Here is a 16,227-nt window from a genome sequence, read left to right as displayed (position 1 = left end):
GCAAGCCAATGACTGATCGACTGAGCGCACTGATTGCCCTGGGGTGGCTACCAGGAGTTGGGGCTGCAACGCTTCGAAAAGCTGCAGTCCATGATGAGCTTGAGCACATGTCCACGGAGGACCTCGGCGCTATTGACTCTCGTATCTCAAGGGCGCTTGCGGAAGCAGGTGCCTGGGATGCCGCGCTGCGAGCCGCCGACGCCGATCGCGAGCAGGCTCTGAAAGCTGGGGTGCACCTCTTCATCCATGGCGACCCTGGCTTCCCGAGGATTTTGGCGCGGGCGTCAGAGGTGCCATTCTTCCTGTATGTCAAAGGGACACTGCAGGAGCAGAACACCTTGGCAGTGGTTGGGACCCGGGCGCCGACGCCCCGCGGAGCAGTTGTGGCCACCAAGATCGCGACGCACTTCGCAGCCTCAGGCGTTTCGATCGTCGGGGGGTTGGCGTTTGGCATCGACGCGGCCGCGCACGTCGCTGCACTCGACGCCGGCGGCCACACGGTAGCGGTGCTGGGCCACGGCTTACAAACCATCTACCCCAGAGAACACGCCGCACTAGCTGGACGCATTCTCGACCAGGGCGGAGCTCTGGTAAGCGAGTACCCTTTTGGAACACCGCTTGTTCCGGCCCGCCTGATCGAGAGAGATCGCATCCAGGCCGGCCTGAGTCAGGCTGTGATCATGGTTCAGAGTAAATCCGATGGTGGCAGCATGCATGCCGCCAAGGCGGCGTTGCGTTACGGTCGCCGGCTGTATGTACCAGCACCTCTTGACGCCGATCTGGCCGGCGACAATCCCGCCATCGAAGTTCCTCGAATGCTTACCCAGGCTTCTGCAGAGGAGATCTGCGCACTTTTTCGTTGTGACGAAGAAAAGTTGGCCGAGATTCAGATGATATCTGGACGGGATGATTATCTGGGGGTGACTCAGTACCTGCAGGGCAGTGCTCTTTCGACAGCAACCCCTATTCTGCAAACGCAACTGCAGGAGACAGCCTTCATGCCCGACAGTCACGCCTCCGCGCCTGATCCCGTGTGGATTAACCCTGGTCCTACTAAAGCTCTGCAAACGGAGTCACAGTCACCAGAGCTGGAGATAAAAATTTCTCTACTCCAGGAACAATCGCAGCAACCTCAGGACCTGGATGCGCTTGCTGAAATTCACTGCTTCCACGATGAAATCACCGGGCTGGAAAAAGTCCTGGATGAGATGCGCCGTGGAAACAGAGCATATAGCCTGGCTCGCAAGCACATTGTTCAGTACTACGGGTTTGACGGTACGACCCATGAGCAGGACATGCTTCAGGTAATCCTTGATGGCATGGACGCTAGCCCGGTCTACCGGCGTACGATCAACGAGGAGGCAACCAGCGATCTTGACTTTGCACTGCTGGCTGCAGCGGTGGTGCGCGATCGGGCGATCGTTGCAAAAGAGATGGGGCAAGATGCGGACATGCATCTCTCTGACGCAGAACCGGCGCCGGAATACGAGTTCCAATTCTAACCGTCTGAGGTTTCTGACCAGGCCCCGTCGCCTTACGGAGCTGATCGCGCGACGAACTGCGCCCTTGCACGAATAGGCACATGTGCCTATTATGCTGAACATCACCAAGGAGCCTCCTATGAATCACCCCATTCAGCCCCTGGAAGCGGATGAGCAACATTCGTTTCGTTTCAAGCAAAACAAAATCGTTACGCACCTGCTGGACAACGGCGGCATCGACATGAACGCTCTTGCGATGCTCGATTTTAGCGTGGAAGATCGCGAGCAATTTGCGCAGCTCATTGGTTACAGCCTGGCTGGTTTTGGTGAGCTGAGCTACGTGCGCGCCGACACCTATGCAGTCGCGGCAACCATGGCAGGCACCGGCCAAACGGAGGTCGAAAGCCGTATCGCCTATCTTGAGGCGGAATTGAAAGCACTAAGAGCTGCCCTGCTTGAACCCGTTTCAAGGCTGTACGGTATTCACCCCGATGACCTCACATCTTCGATCTGATGTACACCTCCTCGCCGCCTGTAAGGGCCGCACTGTGAATCGCCTACAGGGATAAAGTTTGGAGCATCCTCAATGATTAAGCCTTACAGCCAGCAGACTTACGCCGCGGTGATGGATCTCCTGCGTGCTGGCCAGACCCCATCATGGAGGCGAGTGCGCGAGATTACCGGCACAGGATCAAGCAACGACCTACTGCGTGAAATTCGGCAGATCGTGATAGAGGTCGCCGAACGTGCGTCCGCCGGCGACTACCCCAAACAGGCTCAGGACGCTTTCTGGTCGCTTTGGATGGAACTTAAAGGCATCGCGTCCCGTGAGCTGGATACGATGCGCGAGCAATTGTTGGAACAGAACCGTCTGGCACAGCATGCCGCAACGGACGCGCAGATAGATGCCGCCCAGGCGAAGCAACAACTTGCGGAGCGTGAGCGCCAGGTTCAATTGCTGGAAAATCAGCTTAGCCTGGCTGGAGCGCGTGAGCAGAAACTGAGTGACAATATCGAAGAACTCAACGGCCGGATCGTCCAAGAACAGGAAAAATTGGCCGTTTTGCATCAGGCTCATCAATCAGCGATCGAGGCGAAGGATCAGGATATCCGCACCTGGCAAGGCAAACTGGAAACTGAAACGCAACTCCGTCACCAGGTGCTGGCCGAGACAGTTTCAGAGCATCAGGCCAAAGTGTCGCGCCTTGAGCAGGAAATCAAAAACGAGCTGGACCGCTATGACAAGGACACCGCGAAGCTGATGCGTCAACTGGATGCGGATAGAACCGAGCATCGCAAAGAGCAGCTGGTCGTCAATGGCGAGCTCAAGCTCGTCCGCGAGCAGTTGGCAGATTCACGACAGCAGAGCGCTGCTGTTGCCGGCGAGAACTCCGCACTGCTCCGACAAATCGGCGACCTGACAAGCCAGAGGCAAGCGCTTGAACAGCGCAATCAGGCGCTCCAGGATGAAACCCGGGCATTGTCCAGCCAGGTTGCTGAGCTCTCTGGAACGTTGAGGTCCTTGGAAAAATTGAACTTAGATGCCGATCGCAAAACGGAGTGAGCATCTAATCAAATGCGCTTCCATTCGGTCGCCGCGGACTTAATGGCGATTCATCGGTGGCTGACCCTGAATACGCAAGCAAGCCGTAATCCCGAAGTGGAGAGATTGGGTAGCCGTTAGACTGGACAAAACATGTGCACCTGGTAATGCGCATCAACGATGCCGTGCTGGGTTTGCAACCCTGTCAGGTCATCCACCAGTGGCTCGCCCCCCCATCTCCCCCCATCTCCCCCTACCTCCCCCTTGAGAGTGAGCCGCGCGCGTGGCTCGCAATTTCATGTCAGCTATCACTCTCCCCAGTTTTCTCGATCTCTGCCGTTCACCACAACTCATGCTGATCTGGCTATTATTTTGTCGTTGACACGAAATTCACATAAGTATAATTTCGAGACTACGAAACAAAACTTACAAGGATCATTGCATGTTCAACCAACCCTTCAATGGCGTTTCCAGTGCGCTGCGTCGCGTGTTTAAACATTTCCACTTCTGCTGCGGGCTGGGTAGCGGCGCTGCAGGGTTCAACGATTCAAAGGCCGTGGTCTCTGGAGTGCAGGCTGAATGGGAATGCCTCGGTGGGATCGATGTTGACCCAGCAGGCCTTCGCGACTTTGAAATGCTCACCGGTGTGAAAGGCACGCTGATGGACCTTTTCACGCGTGAGCAGTACACAGCGTTCCACGGCAAGGAGCCGCCCTCGGGGTGGCGTGAGGCGACACCCGATGATGTGCGCCGGGCTGCTCGCAACGAAAATCCTGATGCGGTGTTCATCAGCAGTCCGTGTAAAGGTGCCTCTGGACTGCTGTCTGAAACCATGAGCCAGACACCGAAGTACCAGGCTCTCAATGAGTTGACGTTGCGCTGCGTTTGGCTGATGTGTGAGGCCTGGAAGCACAAGCCTGTGAAGCTCATCGTATTTGAGAACGTGCCACGTCTTGCGAGTCGTGGTCGCCACCTGCTTGATCAGATCAACAAGCTACTCACCTACTATGGTTACGCAGTTGCCGAAACCACTCACGACTGCGGCGAAATCGGCGGCCTGGCCCAGAGCCGGAAACGTTTCCTGTTGGTGGCCCGGCACGTTGAGCAAGTGCCCGCGTTTCTTTATGAGCCTGAAAAACGCAGTTTACGCGCGGTTGGGGACGTGCTGAGTCGCATGCCGTTGGCGGGCGATATCGAACAAGCCGGCCCTATGCACCGGGTTCCTGCCTGTCAATGGAAAACCTGGGTACGCCTTGCCCTGGTAGAGGCAGGGAAAGACTGGCGCAGCCTGAGTCGCTTTGCGATCGAGGATGGTCATCTGCGCGATTTTGTAATCGTGCCAGAGTACCGGGCCGGCTACCTGGGAGTTCATCAATGGCAGGACACTGCCGGCACGGTTGCAGGACGATCGACTCCCACGAACGGCAAGTTTTCAGTAGCCGATCCACGACCAACCAGTAACGCCGAATATACCCAGTATGGCGTGCTGCCTTATGACCGCCATTGTGGTGTGGTCACCGGACAACGGAGTCCTGGCCAAGGGACGTTTAGCGTTGCTGATCCGCGCATGTCTGGTGAACGACACAAGAATGTCTTTCGCGTAGTGCCAATGGAGCAGGCCGCGGGCACCGTTACTTCTGGGCACGGCCCAAGCTCTGGCGGGCAGTCTGTGGCCGACCCTCGCCAGCCAACAAAGGGCTTTGGCAAATACCTTGTCACCGACTATTCCAAACCAGCAGGGACAGTGATCGCGGGTAGCACCACCGGGCAAGGCGCATTCGCGGTAGCTGATCCGGCGTACAAGAACTGGCATCCCAGCGCGAGTACTCAGAAGTTGCGTATCACGCCGTGGAGCGATCCGGCAGGAACTGTGACAGGGTCCCAACAAGTCGCAAGCGGCGCCCTGTCGATCGCCGATCCTCGTACTGGCATGTCGCGGAAAAAAGGAGACGCCTATCTCACCGGTGGCCATTACGGGGTGGTTAATTGGAATGAACCGGCCGGGGCTGTTTCTGCCAGTGCCTGCCACGACAACGGCCGCTGGTCCATCGCCGATCAAAGGATGCCGGCTCCCAATGACCGCCTCACTTGCATGATCACCAGCCTGGACGGCACCTGGCACCGTCCCTTCACGACACTGGAATTGGCCGCCCTGCAGTCGTTGTTCGATCCGGACGAAATGTGGTCGAGCGACCCGAAAACAGCACTGGAAATCCAGAAAGAGCAGCACATGCGGAAATTGGAACAGGCGCGGTACTTTCAGTTGGACGGCATCAACGACGGTTACCACCGCGAGCGTATCGGAAATGCTGTTCCTCGCGCTGCAGCCAGAGCGATGGCCGACGTGTTTGCCACAACACTTCTCCTGGCTGAAGCCGGTGAAACATTCATGCTCAGCAGCGTACCGGTTTGGGTGCAGCCAGTGGCCATTGCACTGAGCGTCTCACAATTGAGCAGCGCCGATTAATCACTCTACCCAACCGCCGGATACAGCTACACAGGAGTCAGCATGTCGCACCAAGAAGAGAAGCATCCACTGGACCTGGCCATCCCTGATCGTTCGAAAGTCACAACGGCTGCCTCTCCAACCGCGGGGAATAGCCCTGTGTCCACGGAGCCCCATATCGACTGCCCAGCACTGCGCAAGCGCAGCAGTAGCTACCCGTTTGGCGACCGAGTGCCGCGCGCGGTCCGAATGCTCAAAACCGTCACCGCCGATCCTATGCCAGGCATAGGGCTCGCCTACATCAAGGGTGATGCACCGGTGGCAAAAGCTGGCCAGACGTATCTGGCGTGGACGAATAGTCACGGCGCCGTCGCAGCGGTGATGCCAGACGGTAGCCACCTTGGCCTGCGCCCTGCCGAGTTCGAGGTCGACGCCTGGCACGACCTCTCGCCGGCTCCAGGAGGATCAGGAACGGCGCTGCATACTGAGCGCTCGACCGTGACAAAGCTGGTAATCACGGGCGCGCCGAGGCTCGACCCGATCACCGTTTTCCTTGAGGACTTCGGCCGCCGCGCCGTCCCAACCGACGACAACCCGAACTACGAAACTGCCCAGGGCAAGATCACCATCAACTGCTGGGACAAGAGTTGGAGCGCGTACTGGGGTGGCATGGGGCCGCGCACCGTGGCGGAGTTTGTCGCCGACTGCGGCTGGGACTACGTCCTCAACTGCCTGGATCGGGGCATCAGTCCCACGGTATTCAGTGGCAACGCGCTGCACGCCCTTGCAAAGAAGTGCATCGTTCAGCGTCGGCGGCAACAGACCGGACGCCACGATTGGGAACTTGGCGATCTGAGCAAAAGCGAAGCCCGACAGCTTTGGGATGACATCGACGTTCTGCTCAGCATCGAAAGCCCAAGCGAGTGCTGGCATCAGAGCGCGCTGCTGACCTTGCTGTTCGGGGACGAATGGCATTATCCCCTCGACGGGAAGGCCGTCGAGGAGAACCACGATTACACCTACCTGCGCCTGATTGTTGAAGCTGTGCAGCAAGCACTGCGCCAACAAAAAGCGGCGCCGGCATTCGAGCCTAGTTACCAGCGCATGTTCATGACGGCAATTGAGAGCCTGGCTGTGATCGACAAAGCCCTGGGCATCTCCGAGGAAACGCACATCGTAGGCGGAGCGGGCCCGGCGCTGCACGAAATCAAGAAGTTGAAGGACGAAAACCAGCGACTCACGGGCGAGCGCGACGCCCTGCAGCAGCGCCTGAACGCAGCGGATCAGCGGGTTGATGAGTTGGGGTCCCAACCGCTCGAAAGCCGCAAGATCACGCTGTCAGGTTGTGAGTTCAGCGAGCATGAGTTGGTCGGTCAAGCTGTTAGAGCTGCGACCGGAACTCACCGGCGCGGCACTCAGCGCTGGGTAGCGATAATGGACGCTTTCTGTTGCGGGTCTGGAGTCGCGCATGCACTCTGCCGTCGATTCGGATTCGATCCTGACGAAATGGTGAAGCCATGATCGATCTCAACAGTCTGTCGCCCGCCGCGCGCTCTGCGGCGATGCGCGGCGGAACCTCTGGCTGGGGTCAGGTTGGCGGTCTCCCTGAACAGGTACGGTACATGGAGCTGCGGCCAAGACGCCCGGGGCGAAAGCCGAAATGCCATTGCGGCTGCGGTACGCCGAAAACGCACCTCGGCATGGCCAATGGTGTCTGCTTAACGAGCGGCTGCGAGCTATCCATTCGACGCTGGATCAAGACGGGCGAACGCCGGGCGGTGACGCCATGATCGCCCTCCCCGCCGCAAGACAACGATCCGAGGGCGGCCGATGAAGCCGCTCGAACTCCTTCAAAGTCAGCCGCTACAGCGGCAAAGGAACAGTCATGCCTGAAATTAAGGATCGGCCGATATTGTTCTCGGCCCCGATGGTGCGCGCCATCCTGGAAGGGCGGAAGACGGTCACGCGGCGGACGGTGAAAGTGCAACCCTTCGACCTGACCTGGTCGAGTCGCGATCATCGCTTCGAGTACGTGTCTGGTCGCAATGAAAACGGCGATGAGGTTGATGGGTTTCACGCCTACACCACCCGCAACGGCGGTGAGTGGAGTGCGAAATGTCCATACGGCCAGCCCGGCGACCGACTTTGGGTGCGCGAAAGCTGGTGGCAGGCCGGCGACTGGCAGGCCACCTACCCAGAGGACGACACGGGCGCCTGGTTCGGCAGTCGGCGGGTTGTTTACTCGGCTGACGGCACACCGCCGAACGAGCCCAATACCAGTTACCCGAACGGATTGCGCAATGGCGCTTACTCTGCAGCAGCACCGAACAAGATATGGCGCCATCGGCCGAGCATCCACATGAACCGCTGGGCCAGCCGCATCTTGCTGGAGATCACCGACGTGCGCATCGAGCGGTTGCAGGAAATCAGCGAGGAGCAGGCCGCGGCCGAAGGCGTAAGTGATCAGGTCGTCGAATCGTTCCGCGTCACCGGCGTTGACCAACCCGCCGGTTTCGCTTTCCGGGATATCTGGACTTCGATCAACGGTGACGAGAGTTGGTCAGCGAACCCATGGGTTTGGGTGATTCAGTTCAAGCAGGTTGCAAGCACTGTCTCTGTCCCAAATCGGCCAACCCTGTTAAAAGCTGAAGTCGCGTAACAGGGCGAGCAAACCCAGGTGCATGGGGTAAAAAAGATACCCCCAGCGGCCAACAGGTTTGATGGTCAAGGTCAGCTTTTTGCTGACCAACCAAAACCCAGCCGCTGGTGCAAAAAAAGCAGCGACGGCGACAAATACCGCTCCGATATCTCCCGACAGCAACACCGTCCTGACCTCCGGGACAAGCATGTTGGCCAGGCAGCACAGCGCACAGCTTGCTGCGACCCAGGCCCAATGTGTGGTTCCCTTACTTCGCAATGCCAGCACCATCACAGCAGGGATCAGTACCCCGACTGCGTGATAGCCGAGCTGGTCATGAAACACGATGGCGAGCGCAGCCCCAAGCGCTCCCAAAAGCAGCGCGGCAGGTGTGCGGTGGTGCACTGCGAGGGCAATGGCCAACGCCGATGACAGCAGCCAGAAAATGTTGAGGTCCTGCCCAAACACTGCGTAGAACATCGGCTGGCTGATCACCCCAAAAAACAGCAGTGACCCCAGATACCTAACGTTGCCCGGGCTATTTAAGGAACCGCGTTGCTGACGAGCAACGTTGCATGCCATCACCAGGCAGAACAGGGGGAACGCCAATCGCCCTGGAATGGTTAGCACCTGCAGTGACGGCCAGATGGCTCGCGAGTGGTCCATGACCATCGTCGCGATCGCCAGCCACTTGATGAGGTCCAGTATAGGAATACGCTTACCGATCGCCTGTGTCTCGGCCGCGATTTGACTCTCGGATCGATCGGATTTTGTGAGGGAGGTATGGTGCATGCGCGTGCCAGTCACCGATGAGTGAGAATCTTGACCACTGGTATTGCAGTAGAATAGCAAGTCATCTATAGCCAGACTAACTTTACCGTGTTGGCCTTGCTCGCTGTAGAGCGGATTGGCCCTATTACCACCGGATCTCCGACGAGATCGAGAGGAGCTTCAGTATGTTGTTACAACTCGCACGCCCGACAAGAATCGTCATGTGGCATGGCGGCCGTCAATGGGACGGGGCGTCGGAAATTCGCCCAGGGCGCAAAGGAGGAACAGAACAGGGCCCAGGCATCTACTGCACGAACCACTATCTCGCAGCCAGAAGATATGCCAAGGAAGAAGGCCAGGTTCGCAAGCTTGAGCTTGAGCCTCGCTTACTGCTCGAATCTGCAGCGTTACCTTTGCAAACCGTTGAAAGATTTGTCCGGGACAACACGCCCAAACGCGTGCACAAGCAGCTGCTCGGTGAGTTGCGCAAAGCAAGTTCAGAAACCGATCTAAGCAAGCGCATTTTGATTGGAGACGCGCCGCACTGCCCTGCCGAGTCAATTTTGAATCTTTGTGTGGCGGCGGAGCTTGCGCACGGAGCACGAGGGCTCGCACTGGCTACTCTTTTCATCGTGAACGGAATTGACGCCAGTCTGCAGCGCATAAACGGTAATGAGGTATGGGGCGTGATTTTCAATCCGGCCTGTATCAAGAGCAACACGCCGGCGGATCCCGATCAAGTCGATGCAGAACAGTATCAGTTGCCGGATCCCTTGCAGTCGCTGGAACAAGGCGCCTGACTGCATGTTGATTTTTGGCATTGCAAACGCATATAGTTCGCCGAGGACCAATTGGAAATCTTGATGAAAGTCGATTTAGCGCAATGCGAACGAGTGCGTGTTACAGCCGATGGCCAGAACGTCCTTGCCTTTATGGACCGGTGCGGCCCCGCCTGCGTAGAGCTTACTTTGGTTGACCAGGATACGCGCAAAGCCTGGTACGCCAAATTCGTTAGTAACTACTCCCCTCGGCTCTATTTTGCCGCGCAGTCGGCCAACTTTATTGCGGAACAGTTCTCCATCAGTGGGGAAGCTGATCGGGTACTGATATCCCGTGTAGCTCAACAACAAACCATTGCGCAACGCAGGGTGAGAGCCTTGAGCCAGGAGAAAGCACGGGCGTTGTTCGACGCGGCATCCACCATTCCAGACATCGAACTGGAAGATGATTGGCCTGAAGCAGTTCTTGAACTGGCCTACGGAGTTGACTGGAGAGCGCGCTATCCAAAACTTCGCGATCCTGCGTTTGAGACACTGCTTCGGCATGTGAAATTACTTCAGCAAGCGCTTGATGCTTGTCCTACCTAATGCCGTGGAACCACCGCCTGGCACCTCGGCATCAGGCGAGTCGAAGGTTCGCCCGGGCGCCCATCACACGCAGGCCCCTTCCTGCCCCGAGCGACAAAACGATCTCTCGCATCCGGCGCTCCAGTCTTTCAACGAATTGAAGGTTATCGATTTCAAACAGCCGCGACACACTGCGGGCGTTCTGATGAGACCACCACTCGTTGCGCACCAGGTTCACGCTCAGCAGATGCACGGGAGCACTTTCCGAATGGATCGCGTGCACCACTGTGACACGCTCGCCAAAGGTAAATGCTTCCGGTGCAACAGGCAACGCAATCACGCACTCCTTGCCGGTTTCGTCATCCAGGAGCTTGACGCCGATGCCGTGTTCGTCTGGTTTAGAAACCCAGATGATCACCCCAGTAATAGCGGCAAACCGAATGACGGTTTCACCATCGTGAAGCGACCGGTCGACAGGTGAGGAGTGGAATTGCAGAACATTGCCGCACGCATTGATTGATGCGTTTGCGGGCGCCGAACCGACCCAATGATTCTTAGACGTTACGCGTGCAGCGCAGAGATGATTGGAGGTGAAATGCGTTTTAGCTGTATTTCGCCAAGCCCTGGTGCTCACCGGTAGAACTTTATCCATAAAGAGGCGCTTTAACTGCTGGTAGCGGAAGAATGATGGCTCGTTGCCATCTGTGAACTGTCGCACAGTTTACGCATCGGAGGAATCAAATATTTCGATGGATAGCGAACTTTTGACGTTAGAAAATTGTCATATCACGCCTTGAAATTTGGATCCAACGAAATTTTCCGCTTATAGTCAGAGAAAGATAGCGATTTTCAATCTAATAGATCGGTCTATCTGATGGAGCTGTGAATGGCTTGAGTTTCCAACAATGGTGCCTCGGCGTACTTTACGTCCGATCGGCGCCGCCGCTTGGCGTGGCCGGAGTTTGACAGAGGGGGAATGTCCGGACCTTCACCGCAGATGAATAAAGGCAGGGATGTCTTCACCTTAAGCCTCGCTCCGTCGTTCCACGCCAGGTTGACATGGTAGATGTACCCGCCGCGGTAGATGTATGCCAAATCTGGGACAGGGCTCAAACGCATGAGCGAGGAGAGTCTCGATATGTCACGTTGCGCCGCGGCGTGCCGCTCCCCCTCATCCTCCATAATTTTTCCAAGGGCCTCGATCAGGATTGAAGGGTGGCGCTTTTTCACGATGTGCTGGATGGTTTTGCAGAAGGAGATCTTGCGAGGCGGACTTCCCTGGGCGCCCTCAAGCATTAGGGGGCGAACGGCGTACCGAATGCGAATGCGTGGTTCCCCTAGTGTCGCTGAAACGGCGTTCCAGATACCGTCTTTAGGGCGAAGGGATTTCCAGTGTACGAGCTGGCCACCTCCCAACTCCATACCAGTCGGCAGTCTCGACAAATCCGCGCGCTTCAGTTTCCGCAATGGCAGGCTGACGGCATCAAGCTGCGCCCGGGCGGCCTGCGCCGCGGAAACGATTGAAGCGGCTTCCGCCGGCAAGAAAATGGCTCCGGTCACGCGAAATGCGGCTTCATCCTCAACGTCCAGGGAGCACAACGCGCGCCGGAGTTCGGTTGGGGGCTCTGAACTTCGCTGAAAAGTCTTAAGGCCGAATTCGCCAAAGAGCCAGCCGCCCGCATGATGCTCTTCGCAACATTTCAGCAAGGCTTCCTGGGCGCCTTTCCACTGGTCAAGTGCAGCGCGCAGATCACCGATCTGAGCCAGCAAGAGTGAAATGGCGATCGAGGTTCCGGAACTATTGTCGGCCATTTTGCTTTCATTCTTCGTCCTAGGCGATCTGAGGCAGATTACATGCGAACGAAGAACCAGGCCACTTTGACCTGGTTCGAGCGCCGATCCCGAACTCTGTTCGACAATCAGGACGCCAGTGAGGACTGGCAGATTTCTGCCACCCAGCAGACTGGGTCAAAATCCCAGGGCGCCCCGGGGTAGCGTTGATTCCAGTGAAAGGCATATTCCGTCCAGTTCTCGTAGCCTTCGGCACGGATAGTGGTGTCCGAAATCAACTCAAGAGGCTCGACTTTAACGGCTGCAATTCGAGCCTTGCCCACTGGTTTCGAGCGACTGAAGCCCTGCAGCAGATTCACGTCGACACAATCGCCAGCCTGGCCAATCGGGCATTGCGCAACCAATTCCTGCGATGTGACGAAGACCCCAGATCCTGCAGGCCATTCGTAGCCTCTTTCGGTTGGTGCCAGGTCAAACAGCGACTGCTGTTCCCCGCGGGCCACCATTTGACGCTGCGCAAGGCCCACGCCGATTGGAATCCGCAGAATGATGCGACCAGCGCTGTCTAACTGTCGGGCACGTTGCTCGTCCAAAACAACAGGCAGGCTCACGATACTGCCTCCCCTGCGACCAGCCGGCGGCTGCCGTCAGTGTGCATCTTGCTGACGACACCACGCAGTTCCAATTCCTCAAGGATACGGGCAGCCCTGTTGTAGGCAATTTTAAAGTGCCGCTGTAGCGCACTTGTGCTCGGACGATCCTGGCTGCGTACAAACTCCACCGCGGCCGGGTAGAGCTCGTCGCTTTCGTCAGAAGCGGCGCCAAAATCGGTATCGACACCAACATCGACATTTGTTGCCGGATCCATCGCCTCCTGCGGAAGCTCCTCCCCCCCCAAGGCGCCGAGGAGCAGCGGCAGAAAATCGCTCAAGGTCAGCATCATCAATGCAAAACTTGCCGCCAACTGGCCCAGCGCGTCATCACCGCCATCCTGCTCAGCCTGATCCTGAAGCAAGTCTTCAAACTTCAGACGCTTGATCACCATTTTGTCGTCGAGGACAAAAGACAACTTGTCCTGCCATGCCACAGCCAGCTGAGTGACGACCTTGCCGGTGTTCAGGTGCATCTGCAGCTCTTCGCTCGTCAGGTCCTGGCGTTTGCACCGGACGATCCCACCATCCTCGTGCGTATCGCGCAATTCGCATTCATCGAGCACGAAAAAGTCTTCGGCGGCCTTCTGGGTCTTTAACCAGTCGGTCATGGTTGCTGAGGGCGAAATCTTCACTGTCGCCGGCCGCACCGGCAGCGTGCCCAAGACCTCACGAAGTGTGGACAGCAGGTCCTCGGCACGTTTCGGGCTTGGCGAATTGACCAGGATCAGACCCAGCTTGGGTGCGATCGCGGCGAACGTTGACGATCGGCGAATAAAGGCGCGAGGAAGAAACGCTTGCACGATCTCGTCTTTGATTTGGTCGCGCTCCTTTTTGTAGACCTTTCGCATCTGCTCCGTCTCGATCTCCTCTACCTTTTCGGCCACCGCGTCACGGACCACACTACCGGGGAGAATGCGCTCCTCTTTGCGCGCACCCACCAGCAGAAAGTCGCCACCGACATGCACGAGAGGGGCATCGGCGCCTTTCCCGAAGGGGGCAACGAAACCGTAGGTTGTCAGCTCCTGGCTTTCGCATGCGCGGGCGCGTTTGGAGGCGAGCGCCTGTTCCAGCGTCTCGGCGTCGAAAGCCAGGTTTTGGGTGAGGCGGTAAATGAGGAGATTTTTAAACCACATGGCCATGTCCTGAGTTGGTAAGTTTGCTAACGCAATATCAATAGCAAAACATTAGACTAAATAGCAAGCCAAGAGTAAATTTGCTGTTATCCCCTCCCTGAGAGCGTTCACATGCGATCACCCAATCAAAACGCAGGCCACCAGCCACAAAAATGGCTTGATCAACTCCCGCATGACTTTCTGACCCACCGCAACGCCTGGCGCCAGGCGTTTGAACGCCTGATCGAACTGGAGCCGGAAAGTCATCTGCCTGACCAGGATGAAAAAGGGTTCTGGAAACACGAGTTGAACGCGCTCGATATCGCCTATCGAGAGCTAGATCTTCTCGCCGAAGAGGTGCAGGCCGATGGAGCCTGGGTTGAACGGTTGCCCCATGATTTCTTGAGCCACCGCAATACTTGGCGCCAGGGGCTGGAGCGCCTTATAGAACTCGAACCCGAAAGCCACCGACCTGACGAGGATGAAAAGGGGTTCTGGAAGCACGAGCTCAACGCGTTTGATGTCGCGTATCAGGAGCTCGATTGCGTCTTGGCCGAGCCAATTGGCATGGCGCCCTCACCCGCTATTCCCCAGTAGCCTTTCCTGAAGCGTGGAGATCGCACCATGAAGAAGCTCATTCCCCCGGCCCTGATCCTGACGATTCTCACCGGGTGTTCCAGCATTCCGCCGCAATACCAATACACGACCCGATACGGTGGCGTGGGCGCGCTAGCAGGCGCGGCCGCCGGAGCAGTCATCAACCATGATAATCGCGGGCAAGGCGCAATCGTTGGCGGTGCGCTCGGCGCCGCCGGCGGCGCCGGATACGGTTATTACGTTGATCAGCAGGAATCAGAACTGCGATCGAAGATGCTGGGCAGCGGCATCACGGTTAAACGCGACGGTGACAAAATCAATCTCATCCTGCCTGAGAACATAGCGTTCCAACCTGGTGGCTACCGCCTCACCGCCCAAGCCCAGCGCGCACTTGATGAGGTGGCCACATCGCTCCAACGCTACCCGGGTAGCTCCCTGGTCGTCACCAGTTCGACAAACGCAAGCAAACCGCATGCAGGTGCAGATCAACTGTTCGGGCAACGTGCCGCTGCACTCACAAGCTACCTGATGGCCAAGGGGGTTGAGCCATCCCGGGTCAGCATTCAAGCGAGTGTTGAGCACGAGACAAGCCGCACGATCGCTCGCAACTCAACATACCAGGTGCAGCCGGCTAACATTCAGCAACAGGTGCAGATGCAGCAGGCCCAACTGGCGCAACAGCGGCGCCAGTATCAGTACACGCCGACGCCGGTGTACCAGGCCCCCTATACCGCAAGCGCGTCGACGCGCGTTTTAAGCAACACCATCATGCAAGGCATCTCGCAGGCCATTTCGAATGGACCGGCCGCAGGATTGAGATCCGGTGCGGCCACCGCGGCTCGCGGCGCAAGCCAGGAGCTCAACCGCGGAATCAACGGCGCTGTTCGTGACTTCCAGTACAACAGTTTCGATCGTTAACCCCTCGCCCCTGCCGGGGCGGCGCGCGGCCGCGTCCGGCATAGTTATGCCAAACAATGCCTGTCCTCTCCAAAGTATGGGTAATTACCACTAATCCAGATTCCGCCTGTTGACCTAATCACCCTCCTGCGCGAGGTTCATGGGTGGACAGGAGCACGAGAATTTATGGGTTAGTGGTAATTGAAACTCCGCGCACACCAGGCTTTATAATTTGATTGTCAATTATTTACGCTGCTATATTATCGCAATGATGTTGTTAAATTTATTTGCGTAAGGTGTGCCATGAGACAACCCAACTTCCAAGGGAATGCGCGCCCTGACGCGCTTGATCTGACTTCACTCTATGAATTCGATGAACTGGTCATCATCGGCGATAACGACCAGGTCATCGGGCTTCAACTCGCCCCTGAGGCAGTCGCCCACGGCATCGACCCGATCACCCTGTCTGGACGGTTCATCTATGCCGACCTCAAAAACAATCGTGCGTACCCAATCACCATGGGGCCCCTGCCAGAATTTGTAGTCCAACTGCCGACCTACGAGGTTCACGAGATTTCGTACTGTCTCGCCGGCAAGACGCACGCCAACAGCGAGCTGTCCCTGGGCAGTTACCACTCGCCGGCAGCAAGACACCAGGTTTCGAATGCACTACGTGCCGTCAATCAACCTAGCCAACCGCAACTATCAAGTGCCCTCGCCTCCGTTTTCCGAACACGCCATGGTGACCGTGTACTCACCGAGTTGACCTCTGACCTCGCGGAGGGTCTGCCTGGCTCTACCGCCTCCGGTCGAGTTCGCCACCTCGTGGTTTCTGCCCTGGAAAGCCTGTGCTCCCATCTGGATGCGATCACCCCACTGGCTCCACGGCTTGCCGCGGCGAATATCGAAGATGCAGACCATTACCCACAAACCGGCCCCGGCCACTGACCAG

Annotated in this window: 17 protein-coding genes and 1 pseudogene; 12 read left to right on the top strand and 6 right to left on the bottom strand. The window is 57.5% G+C overall.

Features of this window, described 5'->3' with window-relative positions:
- Window positions 1–8: 8 nt before the first annotated feature.
- The 7 genes from AC1Q6D_RS26945 (at window position 9) to AC1Q6D_RS26915 (ending at window position 8,129) form a co-directional block, all read left to right on the top strand.
- Window positions 9–1,502: a DNA-processing protein DprA gene (locus tag AC1Q6D_RS26945; protein WP_102595734.1), complete on the top strand. Its 1,494-nt coding sequence runs from the start codon at window positions 9–11 to the stop codon at window positions 1,500–1,502.
- Window positions 1,503–1,620: 118 nt separating this feature from the next.
- Entirely contained in the window at window positions 1,621–1,995 is a 375-nt protein-coding gene (locus tag AC1Q6D_RS26940) for a hypothetical protein (RefSeq protein WP_177426694.1), read from the top strand.
- A gap of 72 nt (window positions 1,996–2,067) precedes the next feature.
- A complete protein-coding gene (locus tag AC1Q6D_RS26935) occupies window positions 2,068–3,045 on the top strand; it encodes a DNA-binding protein (protein ID WP_102595733.1) in 978 nt (325 codons plus the stop codon).
- A 421-nt stretch (window positions 3,046–3,466) separates the two neighbouring features.
- A complete protein-coding gene (locus AC1Q6D_RS26930) occupies window positions 3,467–5,491 on the top strand; it encodes a DNA cytosine methyltransferase (protein ID WP_102594736.1) in 2,025 nt (674 codons plus the stop codon).
- A 42-nt stretch (window positions 5,492–5,533) separates the two neighbouring features.
- Window positions 5,534–6,991, top strand: coding sequence for a phiTE_072 family protein (locus AC1Q6D_RS26925; RefSeq protein ID WP_256580224.1), 1,458 nt, complete (start codon window positions 5,534–5,536; stop codon window positions 6,989–6,991).
- Window positions 6,988–7,260, top strand: a complete 273-nt coding sequence (locus AC1Q6D_RS26920; RefSeq protein WP_102594737.1) for a hypothetical protein — start codon at window positions 6,988–6,990, stop codon at window positions 7,258–7,260. The genes AC1Q6D_RS26925 and AC1Q6D_RS26920 overlap by 4 nt, the downstream gene beginning before the upstream one ends.
- A gap of 95 nt (window positions 7,261–7,355) precedes the next feature.
- Complete coding sequence (locus AC1Q6D_RS26915) at window positions 7,356–8,129, top strand: ASCH domain-containing protein (RefSeq protein WP_102594738.1); 774 nt, start codon at window positions 7,356–7,358, stop codon at window positions 8,127–8,129.
- On the opposite strand, the gene AC1Q6D_RS26910 is transcribed toward AC1Q6D_RS26915, so the two are convergent.
- Window positions 8,109–8,900, bottom strand: coding sequence for a TraX family protein (locus tag AC1Q6D_RS26910; protein ID WP_102594739.1), 792 nt, complete (start codon window positions 8,898–8,900; stop codon window positions 8,109–8,111). The genes AC1Q6D_RS26915 and AC1Q6D_RS26910 overlap by 21 nt on opposite strands.
- A 164-nt stretch (window positions 8,901–9,064) precedes the next feature.
- Here AC1Q6D_RS26910 and AC1Q6D_RS26905 point away from each other — a divergent pair, with 164 nt between their 5' ends.
- Window positions 9,065–9,679, top strand: a complete 615-nt coding sequence (locus tag AC1Q6D_RS26905; RefSeq protein ID WP_102594740.1) for a hypothetical protein — start codon at window positions 9,065–9,067, stop codon at window positions 9,677–9,679.
- Between the two features lie 63 nt (window positions 9,680–9,742).
- The gene (locus tag AC1Q6D_RS26900; RefSeq protein WP_102594741.1) at window positions 9,743–10,246 is read left to right on the top strand and encodes a hypothetical protein; all 504 of its coding nucleotides are present in this window, start codon (window positions 9,743–9,745) and stop codon (window positions 10,244–10,246) included.
- A gap of 31 nt (window positions 10,247–10,277) precedes the next feature.
- Here AC1Q6D_RS26900 and AC1Q6D_RS26895 read toward each other — a convergent pair whose 3' ends face one another.
- The 5 genes and pseudogenes from AC1Q6D_RS26895 to rdgC all read right to left on the bottom strand — a co-directional run.
- The gene (locus AC1Q6D_RS26895) at window positions 10,278–10,877 is read right to left on the bottom strand and encodes a hypothetical protein (RefSeq protein WP_146012981.1); all 600 of its coding nucleotides are present in this window, start codon (window positions 10,875–10,877) and stop codon (window positions 10,278–10,280) included.
- Between the two features lie 215 nt (window positions 10,878–11,092).
- Window positions 11,093–12,037: a hypothetical protein gene (locus AC1Q6D_RS26890; protein WP_102594743.1), complete on the bottom strand. Its 945-nt coding sequence runs from the start codon at window positions 12,035–12,037 to the stop codon at window positions 11,093–11,095.
- A gap of 107 nt (window positions 12,038–12,144) precedes the next feature.
- Window positions 12,145–12,627 carry an ASCH domain-containing protein gene (locus AC1Q6D_RS26885; RefSeq protein WP_102594744.1) on the bottom strand — a complete coding sequence of 161 codons (483 nt, stop codon included), beginning with the start codon at window positions 12,625–12,627 and terminating at the stop codon, window positions 12,145–12,147.
- Window positions 12,624–12,884, bottom strand: coding sequence for a DNA translocase FtsK (locus tag AC1Q6D_RS26880; RefSeq protein ID WP_256580228.1), 261 nt, complete (start codon window positions 12,882–12,884; stop codon window positions 12,624–12,626). The genes AC1Q6D_RS26885 and AC1Q6D_RS26880 overlap by 4 nt, the downstream gene beginning before the upstream one ends.
- A 6-nt stretch (window positions 12,885–12,890) precedes the next feature.
- Window positions 12,891–13,802, bottom strand: a pseudogene (gene rdgC, locus AC1Q6D_RS26875) (recombination-associated protein RdgC); the annotation flags it as partial.
- A gap of 111 nt (window positions 13,803–13,913) precedes the next feature.
- Between rdgC and AC1Q6D_RS26870 the strand changes: the two are divergent.
- The 3 genes from AC1Q6D_RS26870 to AC1Q6D_RS26860 all read left to right on the top strand — a co-directional run bounded on the left by AC1Q6D_RS26870 (window position 13,914) and on the right by AC1Q6D_RS26860 (window position 16,223).
- Window positions 13,914–14,378 carry a hypothetical protein gene (locus tag AC1Q6D_RS26870; RefSeq protein WP_102594746.1) on the top strand — a complete coding sequence of 155 codons (465 nt, stop codon included), beginning with the start codon at window positions 13,914–13,916 and terminating at the stop codon, window positions 14,376–14,378.
- A 27-nt stretch (window positions 14,379–14,405) separates the two neighbouring features.
- Entirely contained in the window at window positions 14,406–15,296 is an 891-nt protein-coding gene (locus tag AC1Q6D_RS26865) for an OmpA family protein (RefSeq protein WP_102594747.1), read from the top strand.
- A 282-nt stretch (window positions 15,297–15,578) separates the two neighbouring features.
- Complete coding sequence (locus AC1Q6D_RS26860) at window positions 15,579–16,223, top strand: hypothetical protein (protein WP_102594748.1); 645 nt, start codon at window positions 15,579–15,581, stop codon at window positions 16,221–16,223.
- Window positions 16,224–16,227: the final 4 nt, after the last annotated feature.

The sequence above is a fragment of the Pseudomonas sp. MT92 genome (assembly GCF_058792515.1).
This window is presented reverse-complemented; position numbering and strand designations above follow the sequence as displayed.

Excerpts from the sequence above, each read along its gene's own strand:
- AC1Q6D_RS26945 (WP_102595734.1), top strand. The coding sequence starts at position 9 with ATGACTGATCGACTGAGCGCACTGATTGCCCTGGGGTGGCTACCAGGA.
- AC1Q6D_RS26940 (WP_177426694.1), top strand. The coding sequence starts at position 1,621 with ATGAATCACCCCATTCAGCCCCTGGAAGCGGATGAGCAACATTCGTTT.
- AC1Q6D_RS26935 (WP_102595733.1), top strand. The coding sequence starts at position 2,068 with ATGATTAAGCCTTACAGCCAGCAGACTTACGCCGCGGTGATGGATCTC.
- AC1Q6D_RS26930 (WP_102594736.1), top strand. The coding sequence starts at position 3,467 with ATGTTCAACCAACCCTTCAATGGCGTTTCCAGTGCGCTGCGTCGCGTG.
- AC1Q6D_RS26925 (WP_256580224.1), top strand. The coding sequence starts at position 5,534 with ATGTCGCACCAAGAAGAGAAGCATCCACTGGACCTGGCCATCCCTGAT.
- AC1Q6D_RS26920 (WP_102594737.1), top strand. The coding sequence starts at position 6,988 with ATGATCGATCTCAACAGTCTGTCGCCCGCCGCGCGCTCTGCGGCGATG.
- AC1Q6D_RS26915 (WP_102594738.1), top strand. The coding sequence starts at position 7,356 with ATGCCTGAAATTAAGGATCGGCCGATATTGTTCTCGGCCCCGATGGTG.
- AC1Q6D_RS26910 (WP_102594739.1), bottom strand. The coding sequence starts at position 8,900 with ATGCACCATACCTCCCTCACAAAATCCGATCGATCCGAGAGTCAAATC.
- AC1Q6D_RS26905 (WP_102594740.1), top strand. The coding sequence starts at position 9,065 with ATGTTGTTACAACTCGCACGCCCGACAAGAATCGTCATGTGGCATGGC.
- AC1Q6D_RS26900 (WP_102594741.1), top strand. The coding sequence starts at position 9,743 with ATGAAAGTCGATTTAGCGCAATGCGAACGAGTGCGTGTTACAGCCGAT.
- AC1Q6D_RS26895 (WP_146012981.1), bottom strand. The coding sequence starts at position 10,877 with ATGGATAAAGTTCTACCGGTGAGCACCAGGGCTTGGCGAAATACAGCT.
- AC1Q6D_RS26890 (WP_102594743.1), bottom strand. The coding sequence starts at position 12,037 with ATGGCCGACAATAGTTCCGGAACCTCGATCGCCATTTCACTCTTGCTG.
- AC1Q6D_RS26880 (WP_256580228.1), bottom strand. The coding sequence starts at position 12,884 with ATGGATCCGGCAACAAATGTCGATGTTGGTGTCGATACCGATTTTGGC.
- AC1Q6D_RS26870 (WP_102594746.1), top strand. The coding sequence starts at position 13,914 with ATGCGATCACCCAATCAAAACGCAGGCCACCAGCCACAAAAATGGCTT.
- AC1Q6D_RS26865 (WP_102594747.1), top strand. The coding sequence starts at position 14,406 with ATGAAGAAGCTCATTCCCCCGGCCCTGATCCTGACGATTCTCACCGGG.
- AC1Q6D_RS26860 (WP_102594748.1), top strand. The coding sequence starts at position 15,579 with ATGAGACAACCCAACTTCCAAGGGAATGCGCGCCCTGACGCGCTTGAT.